General features: G+C 58.5%; 29 protein-coding genes and 1 tRNA gene. 16 read left to right on the top strand and 14 right to left on the bottom strand.

Annotated features, from left to right (window positions below; all coding sequences use genetic code 11):
• Nucleotides 1-5 precede the first annotated feature (5 nt).
• The 4 genes from nuoN to ACR0FG_RS13000 are packed head-to-tail and all read left to right on the top strand — an operon-like array spanning nucleotide 6 to nucleotide 4,707.
• On the top strand, nucleotides 6-1,448 hold the full coding sequence (nuoN, locus tag ACR0FG_RS13015) for an NADH-quinone oxidoreductase subunit NuoN (protein ID WP_480893436.1): 1,443 nt from the start codon (nucleotides 6-8) through the stop codon (nucleotides 1,446-1,448).
• Nucleotides 1,449-1,502: 54 nt separating this feature from the next.
• Nucleotides 1,503-2,252, top strand: coding sequence for a biotin--[acetyl-CoA-carboxylase] ligase (locus ACR0FG_RS13010; RefSeq protein ID WP_480893435.1), 750 nt, complete (start codon nucleotides 1,503-1,505; stop codon nucleotides 2,250-2,252).
• Between the two features lie 11 nt (nucleotides 2,253-2,263).
• Complete coding sequence (locus tag ACR0FG_RS13005) at nucleotides 2,264-3,043, top strand: type III pantothenate kinase (RefSeq protein WP_480893434.1); 780 nt, start codon at nucleotides 2,264-2,266, stop codon at nucleotides 3,041-3,043.
• Nucleotides 3,040-4,707 carry a ribonuclease J gene (locus tag ACR0FG_RS13000; protein ID WP_480893433.1) on the top strand — a complete coding sequence of 556 codons (1,668 nt, stop codon included), beginning with the start codon at nucleotides 3,040-3,042 and terminating at the stop codon, nucleotides 4,705-4,707. Before ACR0FG_RS13005 ends, ACR0FG_RS13000 begins: the two co-directional genes overlap by 4 nt.
• 3 nt (nucleotides 4,708-4,710) lie before the next feature.
• On the opposite strand, the gene ACR0FG_RS12995 is transcribed toward ACR0FG_RS13000, so the two are convergent.
• The gene (locus ACR0FG_RS12995; protein WP_480893432.1) at nucleotides 4,711-5,415 is read right to left on the bottom strand and encodes an NUDIX hydrolase; all 705 of its coding nucleotides are present in this window, start codon (nucleotides 5,413-5,415) and stop codon (nucleotides 4,711-4,713) included.
• Nucleotides 5,412-5,810: a DUF983 domain-containing protein gene (locus ACR0FG_RS12990; protein WP_170710152.1), complete on the bottom strand. Its 399-nt coding sequence runs from the start codon at nucleotides 5,808-5,810 to the stop codon at nucleotides 5,412-5,414. Before ACR0FG_RS12990 ends, ACR0FG_RS12995 begins: the two co-directional genes overlap by 4 nt.
• Before the next feature lie 222 nt (nucleotides 5,811-6,032).
• Between ACR0FG_RS12990 and ACR0FG_RS12985 the strand changes: the two genes are divergently transcribed.
• Genes ACR0FG_RS12985 through ACR0FG_RS12970 form a run of 4 tightly spaced genes read left to right on the top strand, consistent with a single transcriptional unit; the run spans nucleotide 6,033 to nucleotide 7,940 of the window.
• Nucleotides 6,033-6,500, top strand: coding sequence for an EF-hand domain-containing protein (locus tag ACR0FG_RS12985; RefSeq protein ID WP_170710150.1), 468 nt, complete (start codon nucleotides 6,033-6,035; stop codon nucleotides 6,498-6,500).
• A gap of 6 nt (nucleotides 6,501-6,506) precedes the next feature.
• Nucleotides 6,507-7,121, top strand: a complete 615-nt coding sequence (locus tag ACR0FG_RS12980; protein WP_480893431.1) for an RNA polymerase sigma factor — start codon at nucleotides 6,507-6,509, stop codon at nucleotides 7,119-7,121.
• On the top strand, nucleotides 7,114-7,464 hold the full coding sequence (locus tag ACR0FG_RS12975; protein WP_480893430.1) for a hypothetical protein: 351 nt from the start codon (nucleotides 7,114-7,116) through the stop codon (nucleotides 7,462-7,464). The genes ACR0FG_RS12980 and ACR0FG_RS12975 overlap by 8 nt, the downstream gene beginning before the upstream one ends.
• The gene (locus ACR0FG_RS12970) at nucleotides 7,461-7,940 is read left to right on the top strand and encodes a periplasmic heavy metal sensor (RefSeq protein WP_170710147.1); all 480 of its coding nucleotides are present in this window, start codon (nucleotides 7,461-7,463) and stop codon (nucleotides 7,938-7,940) included. The genes ACR0FG_RS12975 and ACR0FG_RS12970 overlap by 4 nt, the downstream gene beginning before the upstream one ends.
• 12 nt (nucleotides 7,941-7,952) lie before the next feature.
• On the opposite strand, the gene ACR0FG_RS12965 is transcribed toward ACR0FG_RS12970, so the two are convergent.
• Nucleotides 7,953-9,353 (bottom strand): diguanylate cyclase, encoded by a 1,401-nt coding sequence (locus tag ACR0FG_RS12965; RefSeq protein WP_480893429.1) that lies wholly within the window; start codon nucleotides 9,351-9,353, stop codon nucleotides 7,953-7,955.
• A 91-nt stretch (nucleotides 9,354-9,444) separates the two neighbouring features.
• Between ACR0FG_RS12965 and ACR0FG_RS12960 the strand changes: the two genes are divergently transcribed.
• The 5 genes from ACR0FG_RS12960 to ACR0FG_RS12940 all read left to right on the top strand — a co-directional run bounded on the left by ACR0FG_RS12960 (nucleotide 9,445) and on the right by ACR0FG_RS12940 (nucleotide 13,837).
• Nucleotides 9,445-9,729 carry a DUF3572 domain-containing protein gene (locus tag ACR0FG_RS12960; RefSeq protein WP_480893428.1) on the top strand — a complete coding sequence of 95 codons (285 nt, stop codon included), beginning with the start codon at nucleotides 9,445-9,447 and terminating at the stop codon, nucleotides 9,727-9,729.
• A gap of 14 nt (nucleotides 9,730-9,743) precedes the next feature.
• Nucleotides 9,744-10,436: an HAD family hydrolase gene (locus ACR0FG_RS12955; RefSeq protein ID WP_480893427.1), complete on the top strand. Its 693-nt coding sequence runs from the start codon at nucleotides 9,744-9,746 to the stop codon at nucleotides 10,434-10,436.
• A 120-nt stretch (nucleotides 10,437-10,556) separates the two neighbouring features.
• The gene (locus tag ACR0FG_RS12950) at nucleotides 10,557-12,116 is read left to right on the top strand and encodes a trimethylamine methyltransferase family protein (RefSeq protein WP_480893426.1); all 1,560 of its coding nucleotides are present in this window, start codon (nucleotides 10,557-10,559) and stop codon (nucleotides 12,114-12,116) included.
• Between the two features lie 120 nt (nucleotides 12,117-12,236).
• On the top strand, nucleotides 12,237-12,824 hold the full coding sequence (locus ACR0FG_RS12945; RefSeq protein ID WP_480893425.1) for a heme NO-binding domain-containing protein: 588 nt from the start codon (nucleotides 12,237-12,239) through the stop codon (nucleotides 12,822-12,824).
• Nucleotides 12,825-12,868: 44 nt separating this feature from the next.
• Nucleotides 12,869-13,837: a diguanylate cyclase domain-containing protein gene (locus ACR0FG_RS12940; RefSeq protein WP_480893508.1), complete on the top strand. Its 969-nt coding sequence runs from the start codon at nucleotides 12,869-12,871 to the stop codon at nucleotides 13,835-13,837.
• A 26-nt stretch (nucleotides 13,838-13,863) separates the two neighbouring features.
• Here the strand turns inward: ACR0FG_RS12940 and ACR0FG_RS12935 are convergent, their stop codons facing one another.
• The 8 genes from ACR0FG_RS12935 to ACR0FG_RS12900 all read right to left on the bottom strand — a co-directional run bounded on the left by ACR0FG_RS12935 (nucleotide 13,864) and on the right by ACR0FG_RS12900 (nucleotide 21,440).
• Nucleotides 13,864-14,559 carry a CbiX/SirB N-terminal domain-containing protein gene (locus ACR0FG_RS12935; RefSeq protein ID WP_480893424.1) on the bottom strand — a complete coding sequence of 232 codons (696 nt, stop codon included), beginning with the start codon at nucleotides 14,557-14,559 and terminating at the stop codon, nucleotides 13,864-13,866.
• Between the two features lie 73 nt (nucleotides 14,560-14,632).
• Nucleotides 14,633-15,565 (bottom strand): AEC family transporter, encoded by a 933-nt coding sequence (locus ACR0FG_RS12930; protein WP_170710139.1) that lies wholly within the window; start codon nucleotides 15,563-15,565, stop codon nucleotides 14,633-14,635.
• Between the two features lie 27 nt (nucleotides 15,566-15,592).
• A complete protein-coding gene (locus ACR0FG_RS12925) occupies nucleotides 15,593-16,390 on the bottom strand; it encodes an MBL fold metallo-hydrolase (protein ID WP_170710138.1) in 798 nt (265 codons plus the stop codon).
• Nucleotides 16,387-17,193, bottom strand: a complete 807-nt coding sequence (locus ACR0FG_RS12920; RefSeq protein WP_480893423.1) for a TatD family hydrolase — start codon at nucleotides 17,191-17,193, stop codon at nucleotides 16,387-16,389. Before ACR0FG_RS12920 ends, ACR0FG_RS12925 begins: the two co-directional genes overlap by 4 nt.
• A complete protein-coding gene (locus ACR0FG_RS12915; RefSeq protein WP_480893422.1) occupies nucleotides 17,190-18,311 on the bottom strand; it encodes a DNA polymerase III subunit delta' in 1,122 nt (373 codons plus the stop codon). The genes ACR0FG_RS12920 and ACR0FG_RS12915 overlap by 4 nt, the downstream gene beginning before the upstream one ends.
• Nucleotides 18,312-18,321: 10 nt before the next feature.
• Complete coding sequence (tmk, locus tag ACR0FG_RS12910) at nucleotides 18,322-18,945, bottom strand: dTMP kinase (RefSeq protein ID WP_480893421.1); 624 nt, start codon at nucleotides 18,943-18,945, stop codon at nucleotides 18,322-18,324.
• Nucleotides 18,942-20,108 (bottom strand): D-alanyl-D-alanine carboxypeptidase family protein, encoded by a 1,167-nt coding sequence (locus ACR0FG_RS12905; protein ID WP_170710134.1) that lies wholly within the window; start codon nucleotides 20,106-20,108, stop codon nucleotides 18,942-18,944. Before ACR0FG_RS12905 ends, tmk begins: the two co-directional genes overlap by 4 nt.
• A 15-nt stretch (nucleotides 20,109-20,123) precedes the next feature.
• Nucleotides 20,124-21,440 carry an SPOR domain-containing protein gene (locus ACR0FG_RS12900; RefSeq protein WP_480893420.1) on the bottom strand — a complete coding sequence of 439 codons (1,317 nt, stop codon included), beginning with the start codon at nucleotides 21,438-21,440 and terminating at the stop codon, nucleotides 20,124-20,126.
• A 203-nt stretch (nucleotides 21,441-21,643) separates the two neighbouring features.
• Here ACR0FG_RS12900 and ACR0FG_RS12895 point away from each other — a divergent pair.
• From ACR0FG_RS12895 to ACR0FG_RS12885, 3 genes are all read left to right on the top strand, one after another.
• Nucleotides 21,644-21,733, top strand: a tRNA-Ser gene (locus tag ACR0FG_RS12895).
• 258 nt (nucleotides 21,734-21,991) lie between these two features.
• Nucleotides 21,992-22,699 carry an IS6 family transposase gene (locus ACR0FG_RS12890; RefSeq protein WP_480893419.1) on the top strand — a complete coding sequence of 236 codons (708 nt, stop codon included), beginning with the start codon at nucleotides 21,992-21,994 and terminating at the stop codon, nucleotides 22,697-22,699.
• Nucleotides 22,687-23,151, top strand: coding sequence for a hypothetical protein (locus ACR0FG_RS12885; protein ID WP_480893418.1), 465 nt, complete (start codon nucleotides 22,687-22,689; stop codon nucleotides 23,149-23,151). Before ACR0FG_RS12890 ends, ACR0FG_RS12885 begins: the two co-directional genes overlap by 13 nt.
• 528 nt (nucleotides 23,152-23,679) lie before the next feature.
• Here ACR0FG_RS12885 and ACR0FG_RS12880 read toward each other — a convergent pair.
• From ACR0FG_RS12880 to ACR0FG_RS12870, 3 genes are all read right to left on the bottom strand, one after another.
• Nucleotides 23,680-24,777 (bottom strand): M56 family metallopeptidase, encoded by a 1,098-nt coding sequence (locus ACR0FG_RS12880; protein ID WP_480893417.1) that lies wholly within the window; start codon nucleotides 24,775-24,777, stop codon nucleotides 23,680-23,682.
• A complete protein-coding gene (locus ACR0FG_RS12875; RefSeq protein ID WP_136443804.1) occupies nucleotides 24,764-25,159 on the bottom strand; it encodes a BlaI/MecI/CopY family transcriptional regulator in 396 nt (131 codons plus the stop codon). Before ACR0FG_RS12875 ends, ACR0FG_RS12880 begins: the two co-directional genes overlap by 14 nt.
• Nucleotides 25,160-25,225: 66 nt before the next feature.
• Nucleotides 25,226-25,627: a DUF2160 domain-containing protein gene (locus ACR0FG_RS12870; protein WP_480893416.1), complete on the bottom strand. Its 402-nt coding sequence runs from the start codon at nucleotides 25,625-25,627 to the stop codon at nucleotides 25,226-25,228.
• Between the last annotated feature and the right edge of the window lie 8 nt (nucleotides 25,628-25,635).

Below are 25,635 nucleotides of genomic sequence, written 5' to 3'. Positions count from 1 at the left end.
GAGACATGATCCAGGCTGATCTGACAATTATCCTGCCGGAAATCATTCTGGCGATCTATGCGATGGTCGCGCTGATCGGGGCTGTTTACACCACCAAGGATGGGCTGGCACCTGCGCTGGTCTGGGCCACGTCAGGTCTGATGGCGGTACTGGCCATCTGGATCGCGGTGAATGGCAGCGGCACCAACGTGGCCTTCAACGGCATGTTTGTGGATGACAGCTTTGCGCGGTTTTCCAAGGTCGCGATCCTGCTGTCTGCCTCAGCCGTGCTGCTGATGAGCCAGGACTACATGGCGCGCCGTAACTTGCTGCGGTTTGAGTACCCGTTGTTGGTGGCACTTGCCGCCGTGGGCATGATGATGATGGTCAGCGCGGGCGATCTGATGTCGCTTTATATGGGGTTGGAACTGCAATCCCTGTCTCTGTATGTCGTCGCAGCCCTGCGCCGGGACAGTGCGAAATCGACCGAGGCCGGTTTGAAGTATTTCGTGCTTGGCGCGCTCAGTTCCGGTCTGCTGCTGTATGGCGCTTCGCTGGTTTATGGCTTTACCGGCACCACGCTGTTCTCGGGCATCATCCAGACGGTGCATCACGACGATCTGTCGCTTGGTCTGTTGTTTGGTCTTGTCTTCCTGATCGCCGGGCTGGCATTCAAGGTTTCGGCGGTGCCGTTCCATATGTGGACGCCGGACGTGTACGAAGGCTCTCCGACCCCGATCACCGCTTTCTTTGCCACCGCCCCGAAAGTCGCCGCGATGGCGCTGTTTGCGCGTCTGCTGCATGACGCGTTCGGTGGTGTGGTCAAGGACTGGCAGCAGGTGATCGTGCTGCTTTCGGTCTTGTCGATGCTGCTGGGCGCGGTCGCGGCAATCGGGCAGCGCGACATCAAACGGCTTATGGCGTTTTCGTCGATTGCCCATATGGGGTACGCCCTGATTGGTCTGGCAGCGGGAACCGAGTTGGGTATCAAAGCGATGCTGATGTATCTGGCGATCTATGTGACCATGAATATCGGCACTTTTGCCTTCATCCTGATGATGGAGCGCGACGGCAAGCCCGTCACCGATATCGACGCGTTGCGACAGTTTGCCAAGCGGGATCCGGGCAAGGCACTGGCCTTGCTGATCCTGATGTTCAGCCTTGCGGGAGTTCCGCCCATGCTGGGATTCTTTGCCAAATTCGGCGTATGGCAGGCCGGTGTTCAGGCTGATCTGTTTGGGCTGGTCATCGTGTCGGCCATCGCCTCGGTCATCGGTGCGTTCTATTATCTGCGGATCGTGTTCTACATGTATTTCGGGGCCGAGAACGAAGATCCGATCGAAACCCGGTTCTCGCCGGTCTTGTGGGGGGCGCTGATGGGCTCGGCTGCGTTGATGCTGGTCGGCGTTTTCTACCAGTTCGGCGTAGAAGGTGCGGCGGCTGCCGCTGCGGCAACGCTTGTCAAATGAGCATGTTCAGGTCGGACGCGCCACGGGCCGATCGGCTGAACGGCCCTATCTGACATGACCGATTGGCCGCAGGGATATGGCCTGCATGTGCTGCAGCAGGTTGACAGCACCCTGAACGAAGCCGCCCGGATCGCACCCACGGCGACAGGTCCGGTCTGGATCATGGCGCACCATCAAACGGCGGCGCGCGGACGGCGGGGCAGGGCCTGGGCCAACCCCAAGGGGAATCTTGCAGCGACCTTGCTGATGCGGCCTGATGGAAATCCCGAACAGGCGGCATTACGCAGTTTCGTCGCGGCGTTGGCGCTGTTTGACGCGTGTGTGGCAGTGACGGGGCGGGCGCAAGGGCTGTCGTTGAAATGGCCCAATGATGTACTGCTGAACGGCGGCAAGCTAGCCGGGATATTGCTGGAAAGTACCGGTCAAGGCAAAGGAGTGATGCACCTGTCCATCGGCGTCGGCGTCAACCTGTCCGAGGCACCGGCGGCTGACAAGGTCGAACCCGGTGCAGTGCGCCCCGTATCGCTGATGTCCGAGACCGGCGCTCAGGTCTCGCCCGAGGATTTTCTGACTGAACTGGCCGCGGCCTTTGCTAGATACGAATCCCAGTTTACTACATACGGGTTCGACCCCATTCGCACCGCATGGTTGTCGCGTGCGGCCCGGCTGGGCGAGGTCATCACCGCCCGTACCGCCAGTTCTGAGACGGTGGGAACCTTTGAAACGGTGGACGCAGGCGGCAACCTTGTCCTAAACACCGCCAAGGGCCGTGTCAGCATTCCTGCCGCGGATGTCTATTTCTGAAGGGGGCGCATATGCTTCTGGCCATTGATTGCGGCAATACAAACACCGTTTTCTCGATCTGGGATGGCGAGAAATTCCTGTGTACCCTGCGTACCTCGACCCATCATGCGCGGACGGCGGATGCGTATTTCACGTGGTATTCGACGCTGGTGAAACACTATGGGATCGAGGTGGACATTACCGATGTGATCATCTCGTCCACGGTGCCGCGAGTGGTTTTTAACCTGCGCGTCTTTGCGGACCGCTTTTTTGGCTGTCGGCCTCTGGTGGTCGGCAAGCCCGATTGCCTGCTACCCGCCAACCCGCGCGTTGACGAGGGGACGCAGGTGGGGCCGGATCGGCTGGTGAACACGGCGGGCGCTTACGAGAGGTTTGGCGGAGATCTGATCGTGGTCGATTTCGGCACTGCGACAACCTTCGACGTTGTGGCTCATGATGGGGCCTATGTTGGAGGGGTCATCGCACCTGGTGTAAATCTCAGCCTTGAGGCCCTACATCTCGCTGCAGCGGCGTTGCCGCATGTCGACATTTCGAAGCCACAGAAGGTAATCGGCACGCACACCGTTGAATGTATCCAGTCGGGCGTGTTCTGGGGCTATGTCGGGCTCGTGCGTGAGATATGTGCGCGTATCAAAGGCGAATCCGGGGTGCCGATGAAGGTAATTTCGACCGGCGGGCTGGCCCCGTTGTTTCAGCAGGCAGCTGACCTGTTTGACGAATTCGAAGACGATCTGACGATGCACGGGCTGACCGTGATTCATCGCTATAACAAGGAAATTGGCTCAACATGAGCAGCGAAAGACTGATCTATCTGCCGCTGGGCGGTGCAGGTGAAATCGGCATGAATGCCTATGTTTACGGCTACGGCAAACCGGGGAAGGAACGCCTGATCCTCGTCGATCTGGGCGTTGCCTTTCCTGACATGGACACGTCGCCTGGGGTCGATTTGATCTTTGCCGATATCACATGGCTGAAGGAACGTGCCGATCGGCTTGAGGCGATATTTGTCACCCATGCGCACGAAGATCATGTGGGGGCCGTAGCCCATTGCTATGCGGATCTGGGCGCGCCGATCCATGCGCGCGCCTTTACCGCAAATATTGCCCGTCGCAAGATGGAAGAGCATGGTCATCCGCCTGAGGCGGTTCAAACTGCCTCGGCTTGGCCGGAACAGATCAAGGCTGGCCCGTTCTCTGTTGGGTTCCTGCCGGTGTCGCACTCGATCCCCGAAAGTGCTGCGCTGGTGATAGAAACACCTGCCGGGCGGATCGTGCATTCGGGCGATTTCAAACTGGACGCAAACCCGGTGGTGGGGGAACCCTTCGACCCCGACCTTTGGGCCGAGGTTGCAAAACCGGGTGTCAAAGCGCTGGTCTGCGACAGCACCAACGTGTTTTCGACCCATCCGGGCCGTTCCGAATCCGAGGTTGGCCCCGAAATCACCCGGCTAGTCCAAGAGGCCAGCGGGATGGTGATCGCAACCACCTTTGCCTCGAACGTGGCGCGGGTGAAAACACTGGCCGAGGCCGGGCAACGGGCCGGACGCTCGGTCGTTTTGCTGGGCCGCGCAATGCGGCGGATGATTGAAGCAGCAACCGAGACCGGTATCCTGACGGATTTCCCCAAGGTGATCAGCGCGGAAGAGGCGGTTGATGTCCCTCGCCAGAACCTGATGCTGATTGTCACCGGCAGTCAGGGAGAACGACGTGCGGCTAGCGCCCAACTGGCAAGGGGCAAGTATCGCGGGCTTGAGGCGAAAGAAGGGGATCTGTTCCTGTTTTCGTCAAAAACCATTCCGGGCAACGAAAAAGGTGTGATCCGCATCATCAACCAGCTCAGTGAAAAGGGCGTGGATGTGGTAGACGACAGTTCAGGTCTTTATCATGTTTCTGGGCACGCAAACCGCCCGGATCTTGAGAAGGTGCACGCGCTGATCGACCCGCAGATGGTCATCCCGATGCACGGTGAACATCGCCACCTGCGCGAGCACGCCAAGCTGGCCGAAGCCAGGGGGCGCACCGGTATTCTGGCCGTGAACGGCACCATGCTGGACCTGACCGGAAACGCACCAACAGTGGCGGATTACGTCGAGACGGGCCGGACGTATCTGGACGGAACGGTCAAGATTGGGGCACTGGACGGTGTTGTTCGCGACCGTATCCGCATGGCCCTGAACGGCCATGTCACCGTTACCGTCATTCTGGACGAAGAGGACGAGCCGCTGGGCGAGCCTTGGTGCGATACAATTGGCCTGCCGGAAACGGGTGCGTCGAACGCAGGGCTGATCGAGGTTCTTGAAGAGGATCTGAACCAGTTCCTCATGCGCGCGGGTGCAAAGACCCTGCGTGATGACGACAAGCTGGAAGAAGAACTGCGCCGGATCGTTCGCCAGAGCGCCAAGGCAGAGCTTGGCAAAAAGCCCGAAGTAACGGTGGTGGTCAGCCGGATGCGCTGACCGCTAAGGGCCATCCTGCGGCATGGGATAGCCTTTGAGCTGCAAAAACAGGCTTTCTTCCTCCTTGTTCAGAAAGAAGGGCACGCTTTCGGGCGGGGCGCGGTCATGGGCGCGGGCCGCGACTTCGGCCAGCACCACTTCGGTGATAAAGGGCAAATCGAATGCGCGGGCTTGCGAGATCGGAACCCACTGCAGATGCGAAAGCTCGTCCGAGGCGTGGGTGAAATCATCCAGATCGCCCTGAATCGCATCCGCGTCCGCCAGAAAAAACCGCGCATCAAACCGGCGCGGTCGCCCCGGAGGGGTCACTGCGCGAAACACAAATTGCAAAGCGTCGGCTGCGGGGACAAACCCCATCTCGGCAAAGCCGCGCCAGTCCTTGGGCGGGGTGCCTGGCCACTGCCCCGGTTGGCCAAGGATCAGGCCGGTTTCCTCCCATAGCTCACGGATTGCAGCGGCGGCCAGGGCGTGCGCCAGCCCGGTTTCCGATCGCAGCGCCAGACGCTCGCGGCAGATCTGGGGCAGAGGATTGGCCAGAGGAACAGCGGCATCGGCAGCATCGACGGCACCACCGGGAAAGACGAATTTGTTTGGCATAAAGGCCGCCTTTGCCCCGCGTTGCCCCATCAGTATGGAAGGGTCGCCCGCACGGTCGCGGATCACGATCACCGTGGCGGCATTGCGGATGGCGGTCTTGTCAGCGTTCATGCAGTATTGCCGAATCCATGCATACGCCGTGCCCACTGGTAGGCAACGACCACCCCCTTGAGACGGGGCAGCAGGTACAGCGACAAGGCAACGCAACCAACGGAAAACGCAATCGCCATGGTCCACGGATCAGGGCGCCAATGCACGTAAGAGACGTGCAAGGCCGGGGCCAGCAGGTGTCCGACAATCAGAATCGTCAGATAGGCCGGTCCGTCATCGGCGCGGTGATGAAACAGCTCTTGCCCGCAGTTTGCACATTCATCATTGACCTTGAGATAGCTGTGCAACAGCTTTCCCTCGCCGCAATTGGGGCATTTGCAGCGAAACCCACGGATCAGGGCTGGTTTTGTAGGGCGGTCGTTGTCGATCGCTGTCTCGACTGTATGATCTGTCATCTTGATACTCGCGCGTTCAGATATTGAGGATATAGCGTCTAACCTTCGCCTTGGAAAAGGGGGATGCGTCGCTTTGCGGCAGCAGAACGACCATAGCAGAAATCTGCGCAGCGTTGGATGAAGAGCAAGAAATTTTGAAAATGGCGACGGAAATCCATTCACAGCGCGTTTGATCAAGTATCAGCAGCGGCATGAGAGCCGCGTTAACAAGGGAAATCTGATATGAAATCTGCGAGCTTTATTTCCGCGGTTGTACTTGCCGCAGTGGCAGTGACAGGCACATCGGCTTTGGCCAAGGGATCGAAAGACCGGCAACCCGCGACCTTCCAGGAACTGGATGCAAATGGGGATGGCCAGGTCACTCAGGCCGAGATCGAGGCGCATCGCAACAAGCGGTTCACCGATGCCGACACCGATGGCGATGGCCAGATCAGCCTTGAAGAAATGCAGGCCGCCGCGCAAACCAAGGCCAATGAACGCGCCGCGAAGTTTTTCGAACGGCAGGATGCAAACAAGGATGGTGTCCTCAGCGAAGATGAGTTGCCGAAACCACGCCGCGGCGCAAAGATGTTTGAACGGATCGACGCAGATGGCGACGGTTCGATTTCGGAGCAGGAATATGCGGATGCCAAGGACAAGATGGGCCGAAAGCACAAGCGGAAGGGCAATCGGGGCTCTGACAACAACTGATGCAGGATGGAGGATCTGACCTCTTACCCGGATCAGGGGCATGGCGGTTCCGCCGCCGTGCCCGAGCCCAGCGATGATGCGTTGCTGGGCCGATTTGCGATGGGTGATGCCATGGCTGCGCGTCTTTTGACCGACCGGCTTGGTCCGCGCAGCTATTCGGTCGCGATGCGGATGTTGGGAAACCGGGCCGAGGCCGAGGATGTGACGCAAGAGGCAATGATGCGGCTTTGGCAGATGGCACCGGACTGGGTTCCTGGGCAGGCGCAGGTATCCACTTGGTTGTATCGAGTGACGATAAATCTGTGCGTTGATCTGCGGCGCCGCAAACGACCTGACGCGCTGGAGAACGCGCCCGAGGTCGCGGATGATGCGGCCAGCGTGGTGGATCAAATGCAGGATGCGGCGCGCAAGGATGCGCTGCAGATCGCGCTTGATGAATTACCGGACCGGCAACGCCAAGCGGTGATCCTGCGCCACATCGAAGAGCTGTCCAACCCCGAAATCGCCGGGATAATGGACATCTCGGTCGAAGCGGTCGAGAGTTTGACTGCGCGGGGGAAGAGGGCTCTGGCTGCCATTCTGGCCGGACGCCGTGACGAATTGGGGTATGAAAATGACTGACCAAGACAAGTTGGAAAACCTGCTTGCGCAGGCTCGGAAAACCCGCTCGACCCTGCCCGAAGACCTTGCGGTTCGGATCGAAACGGATGCCGAGGCTGTCCGTTTGCAGCGTCTGGCCGCAAAGAACCGGCCCACATCGCGATCATGGCGCGCCGCATTTGACGGAATCGGCGGATGGCGTGCACTTGGCGGATTGGTTGCCGCTAGCGCTGCGGGCGTCTGGATCGGCTTCTCGGCCCCAGCATTCCTGCCCGATCCTGCCGACTTTATTCTAGGGCAGGAAACAACCTATCTGGTTGCAGAACTGAATTTGGACGATGAGTTTCTGGAGGACGCGGAATGAGCGAAAGTTCCGGACCAAAACGCAGATGGATTCCGATCCTGTTGGTGATCTCGCTGGCGCTGAACCTTCTGGTCGTCGGCGCGATTCTTGGCACAGCATTGCGTTTCCGTGGTGGGGACCATGCAAAAGCGCCGCCAGGTTTTGGCGTCGCTTTGTATAATGCGCTGCCCAAGGAAGACCGCAAGAAACTGCGGGGTGCGTTATCCGGGTTGCGCGGAAAGGGGTCAGAAGGGCGCAAACAGGATTTCGCAGGTCTAAGTCAGGCTTTGCGCTCGGTTCCGTTTGACCCCGAGGCGGTTCAGGTTTTGCTGGACCAGCAGGTGCAGGCGACTGCCGATTTGCAGGAGGCGCTGCATCGCGAATGGCTGGTTTATGTAACCGAGATGAGCGATGGTGAGCGTCAGATCTATGCTGATCGGCTGGGAGATGTGGTGAAACGTGGCCCGCCCCGCAAACGCAAGCCCAAGAGGGACTAGCGGGTTAGGCTCCTATGCGGCCGATTTCTGGATGCTGACCTGATTTCGGCCAGCCTGCTTTGCCGCATAAAGCGCCCGATCCGCAGATTTCAGCAAGGTGTTGACCGCACCCGCATTTCCCACAGAGCATCGATCTGCCGGGTCGCAGATTTTGAGGCCGATGCTGATGGTTACTGGTATCCGGGGGCCCGGTTCCGGTACCTGAAACGGCTCGGCGCAGATGCGGTCGCAAATCGCGCCAGCCAGTTGCAACGCCTGCTTTTGCGTGGCATCAGGCAGGCAAAGCAGGAACTCTTCTCCTCCGAACCGGGCGACGAAGCCGGTGCTGCCAAGGGTTTGTTGTAGCCGCCTTGCGGCTTCGGTCAGAACAAGATCACCACCGTCGTGGCCATATTGGTCGTTGATCGTTTTGAAATGATCCAGATCGGCCAGCATCAGCGCGAAACTCCGGCCTGTCTGCGACGATTGCCCCATAATCTGCTGCAGTGCTCGCATCGCGAACCGGCGATTGCGAAGACCGGTCAACGGGTCTGTCAGCGAGTCGGTCAGCCCGTCGCGCAGTGACGCGCGCAGGCTGTCATCCCGCCGCTTGCGCGCGATCTGACTTTCCAGCCGCAAGGCAATTTCTTGTGGATTGAATCCACCCCGACACACCGCGTCGGCCCCCCAATCCAGCGCTGCGGCGGCCTGATCCGGGTCCTCTGTCTGAACAACGCCGATCAGGACAGTATGGCGGGTTGCCACCCGTGACCGCAGGTCCGCAAGCACGTTTCGCCCGCTGGCACCCGCCCCCAATTCGACGACTATGGCGTCGGGAACGGGGCCTGACAGCACGCCCTTGAGGCTTGGCAAGGTGTGGCTTGATACCCGATCCGCAAGGTGACCCGCCAGCGCCCTGCTCCAGGTGGTTCCCGTGCGGGCGGTCCTGGTCAGTACCGCGATCCGGCCCGGCTCGGGCGGTGCAATCAGGGCAGCCGCCGGGTCGGCAAAGCCGATGGACGGCGTATCGTCCCTTACCCTTAGCTCTTGCCGCTCGACCCGGGCACGTAACAGGCTGCGTACATGCGCCAGCAGCAGCGTATCCTTGAACGGATAGGCCAGCACGTCGTCCAGCCCATTGGCCAGCGCCTGCAGACGCGCGGCACGGTCGTTCTGCGGAGTAATGGCAACCACAGGTACATCTGCCAATGCCGGATCACGTGTCAAAACCTGTTTGACGTCGGCTGCCGTGCCGTCAGACAAGGTCTGCGCCGTCAGAACCAGATCGGGGCGGGTGCGACGCAGCAACGCTGGCAGCCCCGTTAGTTTCTCGCCCTGAACGACGTGATACCAGGCGGCCGTCAGTTGCACCTTGAGCATGATGCGATTGGTCGACACCCCATCGAGAACAAGTATCGTGCCTTGTACAGACATTGCGAGTCACCGTTAGATTTTGCATGTGTTGCCAAAGTGTTTATGACTCTGGTTAACAAACCCTTTCCAATCCCGTGTACGAGGCGAGTTTATGTCGATCTCAACCGATTCCGCCGAAACTCTGGCCCTGAATGCCTTGGGCTGGCTGGTCGGAAATGAAGACCTGCTGCCGGTGTTTCTGGGGGCCACCGGTGCATCGGCACAAGACCTGAAAGACCGCGCGGGCGAGACCGAGTTCTTAACTTCGGTGCTGGATTTTCTATTGCTTGACGATGCCTGGATCGTGGGGTTTTGTGACGCCAGTTCAGTGCCATACGAGCTGCCGGGGCAGGCCCGGTCGGTGTTGACCGGCGAGGCGGAAACACACTGGACCTGACAGGAGCCTTTGGTATGACCATTGATGCCTTACTCTTTGACAAAGACGGCACTTTGTTTGATTTCGCCGCCACCTGGGGTGTCTTCGGGCGTACCACGCTGATGCGTCTCGCCAAGGGCGACGCCGAACAGGCAGCCGAACTGGGAAAAGTCATTGGTTTCGACTTTGCGCAACAGCGCTACGAACCTGACAGCATCGTAATCGCAGCAACTGTTGGGGAAATTGCCGACGTCCTGCAGCCGCATGTTCCGGGTTATACGCATGACGAACTGGTCGATTTGCTAAGCGGGGAATCGGCAACGGTGGAACAGGTGCAGGCGGTTCCGCTCGACGCGTTTCTGATGGGTTTACGCAGTGCAGGGCTCAAGCTGGGTGTGGCGACAAATGATTCCGAAAGCCCGGCGGTCCAACATCTGGATTCGGTCGGCGTCCGCGAACATTTCGACTTTATCGCCGGATATGACAGCGGCCATGGGCACAAGCCGGGACCGGGACAATTGCTGGCCTTTTCAAGACATGTCGGTATCGATCCGTCGCGCATCGCGATGGTCGGCGACAGCCGCCACGATCTTGAAGCCGGCCGCGCGGCCGGGATGGTTACAATCGGGGTGTTGACCGGTCTTGCCATGGCAGAGGAACTGGAGCCTCTGTCAGATGTAGTGCTACCTGATATCGGACACATTCCCGGCTGGCTGGCGACCAGATAGTCCAACCGGGGCGATTTTCGCCGCTCTACCCCTCAAAACCGACATGTCTTGTCGCAGATAGAGCGGCCAGCTGATGGTGGTTCGGGGCTTGCTGAAGTCAGCAGGTTGCGGGAGGACATCATGGCAGACACAAACACATCCCGACGTCGTAGCGGCGGTCGCGCCGGGGCCGCAGCGCGCCGGGGCAGCGCGGTCATCGATCAGATGCCGTGGAATCCTCCGACGAATACCGACAGACCAACAGAACCACTGGGCCCCGAGGGGATCGAGGCGATTCATGAAGGGGCCATGCGCATCCTCGAAGAGATCGGCATCGAGTTCTACAACGAAGAGGCCATCAGTATCCTGCGTGAGGCAGGGTGCACGATTAACGGCGACAATGTCTGCATGGGGCGTGATTTTGTCATGGAGATGGTCGCAAAGGCGCCGTCGTCTTTCACGATCACACCGCGTAACCCTGATCACCAGATCACCATCGGTGGGAAAACCCTGTTGTTCGGCAACGTGTCGTCTCCGCCAAATTACTGGGATCTGGAGATCGGCAAGAAGGTTCCGGGCAATCGGCGCATGTGCCAAGACCTGCTGAAACTGACACAGTATTTCAACTGCATCCATTTTGCAGGCGGCTATCCGGTCGAGCCGGTCGATATACACGCCAGCGTGCGCCATCTGGACGTGCTCTATGACAAGCTGACGCTGACGGACAAGGCCATGCACGCCTATTCGCTGGGCAAAGAGCGGGTCGAGGATGTGATGGAAATGGTGCGAATTGCCGGTGGTCTCAGCCACGAGGAATTTGAGGCCGCGCCACGGATGTATACCAATATCAACTCGACCTCTCCGCTCAAGCACGACCATCCAATGATCGACGGCTGCCTGCGTCTGGCGCGACGGGGGCAGGCGATCGTGGTTACGCCCTTCACGCTGGCCGGGGCCATGGCCCCCGTAACCATGGCCGGAGCCGTGGCGCAGTCATTGGCCGAAGCGCTTTGTGCCATCGCCCTGTTTCAATATGTGCGGCCCGGAATCCCCTGCGTGATCGGTACGTTTACCTCAAACGTGGACATGAAATCCGGCGCGCCTGCGTTTGGGACGCCTGAATACATGCGTTCGACCCAGATGACCGGTCAGATGGCGCGGTTTTACGGGCTGCCGATGCGGTCCTCGGGGGTATGCGCGGCTAATGTACCTGACGGTCAGGCGATCTGGGAGACGTCGAATTCGCTTTGGGCTGCGGTTCAGTCGGGGACGAACATGGTTTACCACGCTGCCGGTTGGCTTGAGGGAGGATTGATCGCGAGCCCCGAAAAATTTGTGATGGATTGTGAAATACTGCAGCAAATTCAGCGCTATATGCAACCTTCTCTGACGGCGACCGGCCCGGATGATATCGCTCTTGAAGCCATTCGCGATGTTGGCAACGATGGCCATTTCTTTGGCATCCAGCACACGCAGGATCGCTATGCCACGGCGTTTTACCAGCCATTCCTGAGCGACTGGAAGAACTTTGAGGCCTGGGACGCGGCGGGCGGAATTTGGACGGCTGAACGGGCCCATCGGATGTTCAAGGAAATCGTGAACAATTTCGAAGCCCCGCCCATGGACGACGCCATCCGCGAGGAACTGGCCGAATTTGTCACCAGGCGCAAGTCAGAGGGCGGCGCACCTACGGATTTCTAGATTGAAGCCGGTCAGTCGCTGATTGGTATCAGCTTGAAACTAAGGCCATTCACTCAGGTTTTCGGGATTTGTTAAGGTTTCCGGGGTCAGACTGCGAGTTGACCGAATCCAGAGGCCAACATGCACGGACTGATCAACAGGGCGATACAGTCATTCGTCTGCACAACACATGGCCGGTCGTGCTGGCAGCGTGCGACCGATCTGGCCAAGCTGGGTTTTGACGAGTTCGAGCCGATGCTGGTCTATGACGACACGGTGACGACGCGTGTTCTGGATGCGCTTTGCGCTGACCTGAACCGCGCGTGCGCCGATTTTCTCGAGGATTTAGGAACTTATCTTGTCTCGCATCCAAACACAGAAGACTTGCGCCGTTTGCTGCGATTTGGCGGCGTTACCTATGTTGAGTTTCTACATTCGCTGGATGATCTATCCGACCGCGTGCGATTGGCCGTTTCTGATCTGACGCTGCCCGCGCTCGAGTTGCGGGAGCGTTCCCCGACCGAATATCGATTGCATTGCGCCCCCGGCCTGCCCGGATTTTCGAGCGTAATGACCGGGGTTTTGCGGGCCATGGCGGATGATTACGGGGCGCTGGTCATGCTGTCCCAGGATGGGGATTGCGACGGTATTGACGTGATCTCGATCATGCTGGTGGAAAGCGCCTTTGCAGAAGGCAGGGCATTTGATCTGGGAGCGCGAAAGCTGTGACGGATGTGTCGGATCTTGCAGACCTGCTAAAAACGCTCTGCCCTATGTTTGTTCTGATCGATGACACTGGCAATGTTTGCCGGGTCGGTCCAACATTGCAAAAGTTGCGGCCGGATCAGACCATGGTTGGCGAGAATTTTTTGACATTGTTTGAATTGATCCGTCCGCGCGCCATCAGCACGGTTCCCGCCCTGATGGCAACAGCCGGAGGTCGTCTACATCTGAGATTCCGGGATGAGCCTCGTACAGGATTGAAAGGGCTGATCGCCCCATTGCCCAGCGGTTCGGGCGCGGTGATCAACCTGTCCTTTGGTATTTCAATTCTGGATGCTGTACGGGACTATGCCCTGACAAGCGCAGATTTTTCGGGAACCGATCTGGCTATTGAGCTGCTGTATCTGGTTGAAGCCAAATCAGCCGCGATGGAGGCGTCAAGATCCCTGAACCTGCGCCTGCAGGGGGCGATGTTGGCGGCTGAGAAGCAGGCCTTTACCGACACGTTGACCGGGCTCAAGAATCGCCGCGCGATGGATCATATTCTGGGGCATCTGATCCAATCCAAGTCGGCATTTGCGCTGATGCATCTGGATCTTGATTTCTTCAAAGCGGTGAATGACCGTCTTGGCCACGCGGCAGGGGATTTCGTATTGCAGCAGGCCGCAAAGATCATGCTGGAGGAAACCCGCAGCGATGACACGGTTGCTAGGATTGGTGGGGATGAGTTCGTTTTCATTTTCAAGGGCCTGACCGATCGTGGCGTGCTGTGCGCCATTGCCGACCGACTGATCGCGCGGTTGCGTCAGCCAATGCGGTTCGACGGCGCAGCCTGCAGGGTATCCGCAAGTATCGGAACAGCCTTGTCCACACAGATCGATACGCAAAACTGGGCCGAGATTTTGAAAGCTGCTGATCAGGCGCTATACCAAGCAAAAGAGAAGGGGCGTTCCTGCCACGTTTTCTACGAGGAGTCGACGGCAGCCTCTCGATCCGGGAACATCAAGAGCCTCGGTTAAGAGGTCCCGATACGCCGATCAAACAATCAGCCGGTCAGTGCATCGTTCAGCTTTTTGGCGATGTGACGCTGGATTTCGGGCAGTTCTCCGACAACCGGCATGACAATTCCCTGAAATCCCGCTTGTTTCAGTGCCTGGGGCACGTCCTCCAATACATGCCCGCCGGTGCAGGCAAAAAATGGCAGGCAGATGGATTTAACCCCTGCGCCGGTTGCTGCCTCGGAAATAGAGGGTGGTTCCTCGACAAAGCCAACGCGCATCGATCTGAAGGGTAAAACCGCGTTTAGCTGAGAGGCGAATGCTTCGGTGATTTTGGCAGGGTTGCGACTGCGCCCGGATCCGTGAGCCGCCAGTACCAGATCGACCTCTTGCGCCGACCACTGGCGGCGGCTCAGGCTTTTTTTCAAGGCCTCGGCCGCCAACTCCGGCAGGGCTGGATCGATCCCCAGAGGATCCAGAATACGAACATCTCTGGAGCCGATGCGCTTGGGCAGGGCGCTGGTAACAAACCATCCCTTGGCCATGAACAGCGGGTAAACGGCCGTTCCATTCGGTAAGGTGTCAAGACGGTTTTCCAGCGCGCCAGGTGCAGCCAGTGTGGCGGACTGCACCGAAACATTTGGGCACAAGGCATTCACCTTCTGCGCAAATGCCGCCAGGGATCTTTCCGCCGGATCGGGATCGGATGGCTGGCCATGGGCTACGATCACTGCATGGGGCATTTCAAATCTCTTGTTGTGGGGGCACGCATAATGCCGCGCCAGACGATAGAGTTAACCCATATCCCACAACCGGCTAGCCCAAAAGTGTCAGCCACATCCAGACCGTCAGGATGGATGCAGCCGTACCGATCAGCACCGAGGACGCGGCCACTCGTTTGGCGCGGCCATACATATTGGCAAAGATATAGGCGTTGAAACCGGGGGCCATGGCCGCGTTCAGCACGCCCGAGCGGAACAGATCCTGCGGCAGAGACAGTGTGGTTCCGAACAGCCAGACAAGGCTGGGGTGCAGCAACAGCGAGACACCGCAAACAAAGGCGATTGTGCGCAGATCGCCTTCGGGCCGGTATTTGACCAGCACTCCACCCAGCGCAAACAATGCGCCAGGCAGGGCGGCGCGGGTGATCAATTCCAGCGCTTCGTCCACCACGCCCGGCACGGCGATGCCCGCGAGGTTGACGATGAAACCCAGCCCGATCCCAAGGATCAGGGCATTCTTGAACATGGCCGACAGAACAGACTGCGCCATGCGGGCACCACCATGACCGCGATTGCGGATGACCTCCATCACGGTGATGCCGACGCAATAGCAAAAAGGGGAATGAAAGGCGATGATCGCGTAATTGCCTGTCAGGTTTTCTGGGCCGTAGGCGCGCTCGGTTATCGGCAGGCCCAACAGGACCGAGTTCGAAAACAGACAGCAAAACCCGATGGCCACGCAATCTTCCCACTCGCGGCCAAAGATGAATCGCGCGCCCAGCATTCCAGTGACAAAGCACAGACCGGCAGCCGTGTAAAAGCTCGCAAGCAATCTGGGATCGAAGCTGGCGCTCAGGTCCAGATGCGCGATGGCCAGAAACAGCAGGCACGGGATCGCAAACCCTTGGGTGAATTTCATCAACCCATCTACATGGGCCTCGCGAAAGTACCCGGACCGCGTGGCGATGTAGCCAGCACCGATCACCAGAAAAACCGGCAGGATGACGGTGATCAGGCTTTGGAACATTGCAGGTCCACAGCCCTCATTTCGCAGTTACACCGGCTGCCGGATCACCATCCCGTCAAAGGCGGGTGTAATGTGATCGGGGGTTTCAGCGTTTACTGTCGCATAGTCGAGGTCGATATGCATGTTTGTCAGAACGGCGCGCTTTGGTTTCAATTCTTCGATCCAGCCCAAAGTCTTTTCCAGATGCGCGTGGGTAGGATGGGGCGATCGGCGCAGGGCGTCGATGATCAGATAGTCGAGCCCGGCAAGTTCGGACCGTGTGTCGTCGTAAAACTCAGCAACATCAGGCAGATAAGCCAGATCGTTGATCCGAAACCCCAGCGCATCGATTGCGCCATGGTTGACGCGGAACGGCTGAAAGGGAATGGCGCCTCCGGGCCCGTCGATCTCGAACGGGCCGTCGATGGATTTCAGATCAAGAATTGGCGGATAGGGCGAGCCTTCTGGTTGCACAAACGCATAGCCAAACCGCCCCAACAAATCGTTCTGCGTATCGCCGTCTGCCCAGACGGGTACGCGGGTTTTCATGTTGAACACGATCATGCGCAGATCATCGATGCCGTTTGTATGATCGGCGTGCGAGTGGGTGTAGACCACCCCGTCCAACCGCCCGGTGCCCGAGCCCAGCAACTGACTGCGCATATCCGGAGAGGTGTCGATAAGCACCGTGGTCGTTCCCTCGGGCCCATCCCGCTCGACCAGCAGCGAGCAGCGGCGGCGCGTGTTTTTCGGGTTTTCAGGGTCGCAATCCCCCCAGTGCCCGCCCAGACGCGGCACGCCGCCGGATGAACCGCAGCCCAGAATGGTAAACCGCAAGCCGCTCATGCGGCGACCTTATAGGCCGCAGCCTTGGTAAACAGCCGGTCAAAGTTGGCTTGCGTATGGGCGGCAAATTCTTCGTAGGTCAGGTCAAACACCTCGGCTCCTTTGCGCGCCGTGTGGGCGGTGAAGGCTGGTTCATTGCGTTTGCCACGATAGGGCGGCGGGGCAAGATAGGGTGCATCGGTTTCGACAAGAATACGCTCGATAGGCGCTGCGGTGAAGATGTCGCGCAGGTCCTGACTTTTGGGAAACGCGGCAATGCCGGACATCGACAGATAAAAGCCCAGATCCAGCGCGGCCCTCGCCAATTCAGCGGATGAGGAAAAGCAGTGCATGACACAGGAATAGGGCGCGTTGCGGTATTCATCCGCAAGGATGCGCGCCATGTCATCATCAGCGGCCCGTGCATGGATGATCAGCGGCAATCCAGTGCGCTGGGCAGCTTCGATGTGAATACGCAGCGATTGTTTCTGCACCTCGGCCGAGTCTGCGGTGTAGTGATAATCCAACCCACTTTCACCGATGCCAACGAATTTCGGATGTTGGGCAAGCGCCACCAGTTCGTCCACGCTTGCCATTGGCTCATCCGCGGCGCTCATTGGGTGGGTGCCAGCGGCGTAGAACACCGGAGCATATGCCTCGGCAATTGCTCGAACGGCAGGTTCGTTGCGCAAACGCGTGCAGATCGTCACCATGCGGGTAACGCCTGCCTCGGCGGCGCGGGTTATGATTTCGTCCAGTTGGCCTTCGAAATCAGGGAAATCCAGATGGCAATGGCTGTCTGTAATCTGAGGGGTATCGCTCATCTGCTCTGACCGGCGGTTTCCTGTATCTTGAACACCGTATCTAGGACCAAAGCGGCAGGGTCAAGGTTCACCGCCTGACCGTGACGAGCACGGGCCGTCACGGTAGCTGCGACTTCGGCCCATTTCCGCGCCTGATGAGGTGATGCAGACAGGCGGGCCAATATCTGAGCCTCGTCCGGTGCTGCCTCGGGCGTGGGTGGCGCGCCTGTGGCTCCGGTCAAAGCAAGGCGAGACAAGGCCACATCAATGAGCGTCAGTAACAATTCGAACCGTTCAGCAGCACCACGCTGCGCGGCGGCCTCAGCCAGTGCAAGTACGCGCTGTCGGTCGAGGCGCGGAAGTGTGCCCAGAATGCCAATCAGTTCGGCGTAGATTTCCAGGCCGCCCAAGTTGATTAGTCTCACCGCATCCCCAACAGATCCGGCTGCAAGGGCCGTCAGATGATCTGTTTGTGTGGGCACCTCCGATCCGGTCTGCATTAATGCGGCGTGCATGTCATCTGGCCCAAGCGGTGACAGGCGCAGCGTGCGACAGCGGGATTTGATCGTCGGCAACAGGCGCGAGGGCTGATGTGAGATCAGCAGCAAGGTTGCGCGTACCGGGGGTTCTTCGAGCATTTTCAGCAACGCGTTTGCGGCGCTGACATTCATTTCATCCGCAGAATCCACAATCACGACGCGACGTCCACCATCTGCCGAGGTCATGCCAAAAAAGCGTCCCAGCTTGCGGACATCATCGACCACGATTTCGTTTCGCAGCCTGCCCTGATCATTCACCGAGCGCGTGATCACGGCAAGGCCCGGTTCAGCCCCCGCCTGAATCCGATGCGATACCGGGTGATCCGGGTCAATGTCCAATTCCGCAGGGGGAGGGGAGGCTCCGAACAGTCCGCTATCGTCCTGCGGCGGTGTTGCCAGCAGAAATCGCGCTATGCGCCATGCGAGCGTCGCTTTTCCAGTGCCGCGCGGGCCGGTTAACAGCCAACCGTGATGCAAACGCTCTGAGTTATACGCCGTCAGGAACGACTGCTCTGCCGCATCCTGACCGAACAGCCGGGCGGTTTCACGCGGATGCGGCGCGCCGGGCGCTTGATCTGGGGCTGGGATGTCGTCGCTCATCGCTGTTTCGTCACAAGGTTTTCGAGACGATATCTGTCACATCCACCGCAACGCTGTCTATGTCCCGATTGCCGTCCACAACCCGAAAACGGTCAGGGAACTCATCCGCCAACGCAAGAAAACCGGCCCGCATCTGCCGTTGCAACGCAGGGCCGAAATCTTCGAACCGTTCTTCCGCGCCCTGTCGGCCCTTGGCCCGCGAATGGCCGGTATCGGGGTCCATGTCGATCAAAAGGGTCAGGTCAGGCTCTCGCCCGATCATCAGATCATGCAACTGGTCGACCAAACCACGCAGATCGCCACGCGACATGCCCTGATACATTCGGGTGCTGTCGACAAACCGGTCACAGATCACGATCTTGCCAGCGGCCAAGGCAGGTTCAATAGTGCGCTCAAGATGATCTCGTCGCGCGGCCGTGAACAGCAGGATTTCCGTCTCGGCTGACCACCGGTCAGGGTCGCCCTGTAGCACCAGATTGCGAATCTCTTCGGCGCCGTCAGAACCACCTGGTTCGCGGGTCAGAACCACGTCCCGGCCAGTCCCTCGCAGGTGATCGGCAAGCAGCCTTGCCTGCGTGGATTTGCCTGAACCGTCGATGCCTTCAAAGGTCAGAAATAGTCCGCGTTGCGTCACAACTGCCCCAGCGGAGTGCTGAGCACATCCTTCAGCACGATGCCACCAACCGTCATCATGCGCACGACAAAGCCCCCCTGCGGCACGTCTTTTACTGCTACCAGCGGGCGGCGAATTTCCGGCAGACCTTCGGGTTTGATCACTAGTTCCGCCAATTGCTGACCCTTGGCAACGGGAGCATTGATTGGTCCGTCATAGACAATCTCGGCCTCGACATTCGACGCGCCCAGAACCGGGAACAACAGCGTCAGATCTTCTTCAGGAACAAGGCCAACGCTGGGCTCAGCCCCCATCCACAATTTTGCTTCGGCTATCGGTTCTTCTGCGCTGGCAACTGGCCTCTCGACAAAATTTCGAAACGACCAGTTAACCACGGCCTCAGCCTCCTCTGCGCGGCGGGCCGTGCTGTCGAGGCCCGACAGAACAAACACTACGCGTCGGTCGCCCTGTTTGGCGGAACCGACCAGACCATAGCCAGCCTCTTGCGTGTGGCCGGTTTTCAGTCCATCCGCGCCGATATCCAGTTTTAACAATGGATTGCGATTGCGCTTGTTTGATGGTGCACGCCCATCGAACTCAAACTCTTCTTCGGCGAACAAAGGATAGTATTCGGGGAAATCCGAAATTAAACGATCTGCCAGCACGGCCAGATCGTGAACTGACATCATATGCCCCGCTGCAGGCCAGCCGTTTGAATTTGCAAAGTTCGAATTGTCCATACCCATCTGCTTGGCGCGCTGGGTCATATAGCGGGCAAACCCGGATTCGGTCCCATCGGGGCTAAGCGCCTCGGCGATCACCACGCAGGCGTCATTGCCGGACAAAACGATAATGCCGCGGAGCAGGTCCTCGACCCGGACACGGTCTTGCGTGTTCAGGAACATGGTCGAACCGCCATAGCTCATGGCATGTTCCGAGACGGGCAGTGTTTCATCCAGTGTCAGGCGACCATCGCGCAAGGCCTCGAATGCAACATAAAGCGTCATGAGTTTCGACATTGACGCAGGCGGCAGGGGCTGATCGGCCTCTTTCGAAAGCAAGACAGTGCCGGTTTTCTGATCGATGACATAGGCGGCGCGGGCGGTCGTATCAAAAGCGTGCGCGGGCAAGGCCAACAGGGCCAACCCGACGGCCAGAGTTGTTGATCGTAACGCGGATAGCATTTTGACCTCCTGTTCTCAGTTTCTGGCGGTAAAGGCGTCAGCAAAGCCCAGGTCTTTGACATCCGAAAGGATTGCACGACGCTCGGCCCGGGTATTGGCTGGGCCAACGAGAACACGCCAGACGGTTTTGTCTTCGGTTTTCAACTCGGAAACTTGTGCCGTCATTCCATTGCGTCGGATCTTGTCCGCAGCGCTCTTGGCGTTGGCTTCGACACCAAATGTGCCGACCTGAACAAATGGTTTGGACAATGCAGTGGCGGTTGAAGTCGCGGCTGCGGCAGTGCTGGCGGCGGTCGGTTCGCTGGCCTCAATGGCTGCAGCGGCCCCTTCGATCGGGTCCAAAGGCGTTTCGGTGATCTCGTTCGGATCTTTCTTTTGCCACCACTTCCGCTTTGCGGGTTTTTCGGCAGGCGGTGTGACTTCGGGATCAGCCAATGCAGCCGTTTGGGTCGCACCCGAAGCGGCCTGATCCGTGGCGGCAACCGTAGCCGCCGCTGCGGTCCCTGCGGCCGCCGCCGCTGCAGCACCGGTTTCTTCAGCGGGTTTTTTCTGCCACCATTTCCGCTTGGCGGGCTTTTCTTCAGGCGTTTCAGCCTCGGGCTCGGTCACCGATGCGGTCTGTTCTGTCTGAGCTTCTTGATCGTCGTCGCTGGACGTCGCACTGACTGCTGCGGCCCCTGCCGCCGCACCAGCCGCAAGCGCAGCGGTGCCGGCGTCCTCAGCAGGTTTCTTTTGCCACCACTTCCGCTTGGCGGGCTTGGCCTCGGCCTCTTGGGTTTCGGCTGTGTCGGCGCTTGCCAATTCGGTTTCTGCCGCGTCCTCAGGCAGAGGTTCCTCTTTGGGCGGTGCAGCCTCGATTTCTTCGCGCCGCAGGGCGACAACCTGCAATCTGCTGGGAGACCCCGCCAGCATCCCCAGCTTCGCAGCGGCAGAGGATGAGACCTGCAGCGCCGGTCCCGGCAGGTTTCGATCCCGGCGGAACAGGGCGCCGGTGACAGTTTTATCGTTTGCGGTATTCTTGATCAGCACACGCTCAGGTTGACCGACGTCAGGATGCGCGACCCAGATACCACCCAGCGAAGGGCGGCCATCCCAAAGACCCGCTTCGGTGACTTGAAACACATCCGGGGCTTCCACATCGCGCTGAGACTCGGAAGCGACCTGCGGGAACAGTTCAACCGGCCCGCTGTCGTTCGAAGTTTCCGGGGGATCATCCTGCGCCGAAGCGCCTTGCAGATTCAGCCCTTCTTCACAGCCCGCCAGGGCCGCCAGGGCTACGGCCAGCACTGCAAGCCGTGGCGGCCCAAAGCGTGTACCCGTCGCTCGATTCATCGTTTCATCCCTTGCCTGACAAGGCCAATCTGGCCGCGCCCCACCGCGTGTTGGCTGGTTCTTTTGCCAGTCTCATGCGGTCACTCATGACGATCATAACGCGAGCATAGTGTCATGGAAAGACATCAGCACAGCGTTCGGCAAGATTTCCCGCTTTATGTCTTGCCTCTGACGGCAAGTGCCCTTAGACCCTGCCAACACGCGGGGAGGTGGCAGAGTGGTCGAATGCGGCGGTCTTGAAAACCGTTGAACGTGAGAGCGTTCCCAGGGTTCGAATCCCTGTCTCCCCGCCACTCATACCTGTCTCGTTTCAGTTGTGTTTTCTGACCCGGAATTGTGCCGCAATTCCCGCGAGTTGACGCATACGCTTTCAATCAGAGACGGAGCAGATTGTACACTCAGAGGACAGCTCAGGCGCCAGTCTCAGTGTCGCAGTTTGTCGGGGTCGCTTTGGGCTGAATTTCCCTGATACCCGGCAATTTACAGGGAATTTCGGTCTTGTCAGAAGATCTTGCCTTGAGGCGGGCAGGGGGTTTTCGTAGCTTTTGCCTATGACCAAACCTGCCTCTTTCAAGTATTTCAAAACCAGTCCCGAGATCGTCCGCCTTGCGGTGATGCTGTACATCCGATTCTCGCTCTCGCTTCGGAATGTCGAAGATCTGTTGCACGAGCGAGGCATCGACGTGAGCCACGAAACTTTCCGATATTGGTGGAACAGGTTTGGACCAATGTTTGCTGCTGAGATCCGAAGAAAGCGTGTTCAGCAACTGCGCGCGTTCTCCAAATGGAAGTGGCACGTGGACGAGGCCTTCGTGAAGGTGAATGGCAAGCGGCATAATTTCTGGCGGGCCGTTGATCACGAAGGTGAGGTGCTGGAAGCCGTTGTTACCAAACGTCGAAACAAGCAAGCGGCATTGAAATTCCTCAAGAAATTGATAAAGCGGCACGGTTGCGCCGAAGAGATCGTCACATATCGCTTCGCTTCCTACAAGGCTGCGCTCAGAGAAATGGGCGCGCTCGAAAAACAACAGACGGGCAGGTGGCTCAACAACCGCGTCGAGAATTCGCACCTGCCGTTTCGACGACGCGAACGCGCGATGCAACGTTTCAGGCGCATGCGAAGTTTACAGAAATTCGCCTCCGTCCACTCTTCCGTCTACAACCACTTCAACCAGCAAAGATCGCTAGCCAGTCGAGACACCTTCAAGCTGACCCGCACCGCCGCTCTCGCCGAGTGGCGTCAACTTTGTTCCGAATAGGTTCGCGGTTCCCGCGGCACACTGAGACTGGTTCGAATTCGTCTGACAGCACCGACACTGCATCTCTGTTTCTGCTCGAGGACAGGCTGATAGAAGCGGGTGTCGATCCGGGAATTTTGTGGGAAAAGCCGCAGGATTGGAGCAGCATTTCTCGCTATGTCGAACCATGGATCGGTGCCACGGCACAGGAATTGGCGAAGGCCGCGCTGTCTATTTGCGCGGTCATCGACTTTGAGGCCATTTTTATCGACGGCGCATTCCCATCTGAAATACGGGAGGAGCTGGTCTCACGGGTTCGTCGTTACCTAGTCAACCAAGACAAACGCGGTTTGATTCCTCCGGTTGTAGAAGCTGCGGCTGTTGGGGAAAACGCACGCGGGATTGGGGCGGCAAGCAGCCCAGTTTTCCGTCAGTTTCTTTTGAACACCAATGCCGGGCTTTCTGGGATGTAGCATATGCTCACAGGGGGCAAATTACTAATCAGGAAAATCCACGTCCTGATCAATTTGGAGGCCTTAGAACGAGCGCTTTGATGCAGTTGCAGTGCAGCATCCGATTTGGCAGCAGTGGCCTGCTAACGGCCGTTAGATATGTCGTGGAGAACGGGGTAGGGACTTGTGCTGCTTCCGCACCGAGATCTGCAGTGAGCCCAATCTGACAAATGCTGCGTCGCGCACGAGTGACGTCGATGCTCTGATTGCTGCCATTGGCCTGCACAAGGCGACCCATGGCTGACCTTCATCTACAGGTGGCGATGCTGCGTTGCAGCAGTTCGGAACGACCATTGGCTGCTTTCAAATCGTTCTCGGTCAATCGATGTCGAGCAACAGGAACGCCCGCATTAAAGCCGTTGATAGCGGTACTTTGAATCCAGAATCATTGAAAACCAGCAGTACTGTAACGCCGAATCTGCGAGCAGCTTGTTAGCAATACCCGTGAGGCCGTCTCTCCAACCCACGCCGGACTTAATACTCGGCCTATCAATTTCCCTGATTCCGAGCTTCAAGCCGTTCCAGATTTACAACCGTCGAAAGCATCAGACGATCATGGCTCCAATCCTGAGTTTGACGCACCGAGGCTGACCCAATGGCAAGCACAACAACCAGAGAAAGCGTCAATCCAATGAAAATCGCCGACAATTGTGTGGTCGCCGCGGGCGCATCGGTCAAGGCAATCACCCTCTGACGCAGAACATGTTTTGCTTTCTGCCCGTTCACCAAAGCCACATGAAGAATACGAGGGCTCTTCAGCTTCACCGAACGTGTGCAGTATTCTAGCAAGCAGGCGGTATAGTCGGTCGCGTCAATGCCTTTGCGCGAGACGACGGACTGATCGCAGGCTAGCTCGCGAAGCCGGTCGAACTGATGCTTTATGGCCAGATAGGCCGGGTTCCAAAACAGCAGCGGGCGCAGAAGTTCGAAACCCAGTTCCCATTCCACGTCCAATGCGCGGATGTGCTGGAATTCATGCGCCAGAGCAAAACGCAGATCGCGCGGCGAGTTCAGCAGATGGCTGGGCAAAACGACGTGGCGGCGACGAAGGCCGCGCACTGCAAATGGCACGGTGACGCGATCCGAGATACGGATATCCACCTTAGAGGATTGCCGCCACAGAAAGCTGGATCGTACCGCGTTGCGAATTGCAAGCGCGTTAAGGGCAACCCGAATTGCCAGAACAGCCGCCATCAGAGACACCGCAATCAACGCGCACGTCACAAAGACCGAGCCGCCGGACAGGACATGATCAACCCAGCGTTCGCGCGTATTCAAAAGGGTTTCGAACTGCGCAGCCGGCATGGCGATTTCGCCGCGCAGATAGGCCGCCACTGCAATATCCCCCAGCGCGACAACACGCCCAGGCCATACCTGAGCGACAAAACTCGAAACACCCATCGCCAGAACCGGGCTGAGCATCACGCCGATGCAAAGTATCTTGAGCGAACGAAGCTGAGCAACAAAGCCGTACCGCATGGGCGTCAACCCAAGGCCTCCGCGCACGACGAGCCAGATCAGTGCCGACAATCCAAGCACAATGTTGAACTCGAGAAACGCATCGAGAACCGGTTTAACCGCTGTCATTTTGCAGTCTCCTCTCTACCAGTGCTCGAATCTCCTCTAGGTCATCTTCTGTAAGCCCCTCATCGTCGACCAGCCTTGCAACCAGCGTCGCAGGTGTGTCGTCAAACAGGGTCCGGGACAGATTCTGCAGCGACCGCGACTGATACCTGTCCTTCTCCAGAAGCGGTCTGTAGATCAGCGACTTGCCGTTCTTTTCGCTTTCGACAAACCCTTTTTCATCAAGGATCCGCAGAATCGTGGCGCCTGACGTGTAGGCCAGATTGCGATCAGGTGGCAGGCGATCAAGGACTTCACGGACCGAACCCTGACCAAGAGCCCAGAGTTCGTTCATGAACTCAAGCTCCACTTCGGTCAGCAGATTTGTTGTCTTTTTCTTTCGCATCGATCTCGGTGTCGCCATTTTTTAGTATGCCTGACAGACAAGCATCCTTTCGCTGTTTCGCAAAGCCTAAACTTTCCAGAAGACGAAGATGCCCCAACCGATGGACAGAAAAAGAGGTGTCCAGACCGGTTGACCCACCAACCCAAGCCAAGAGAGGAAGATGTAGGCCGATCCGAGAAGGGTAATAAACAGACGGTCACCCAGCGTCGTTGTCAGCCCAAGTACGCCACGTCGTTCGATCCCGTCGCGGAATTTGAACCCTTCCAGTACGCCGATCAAGGCAATGGCCGAGAAGATGCCGACAAACAGCGCAAGTGTAGCCGGAGTCCAGGCCATCCAGAAATCGGGCCACAGTGGATCAGTCCACGAAAAGCCCTTTTCCTCTTGCTGGCCGACGCTGCCCCAGCCGGCCTGCTGAGCCGCAGCCATGGAAGGCAGAAATGGAAGGGAGAGAAGAAGTTTACGCATGTCGAACC

It is taken from the genome of Ruegeria sp. E1, assembly GCF_056534225.1.
This window is presented reverse-complemented; position numbering and strand designations above follow the sequence as displayed.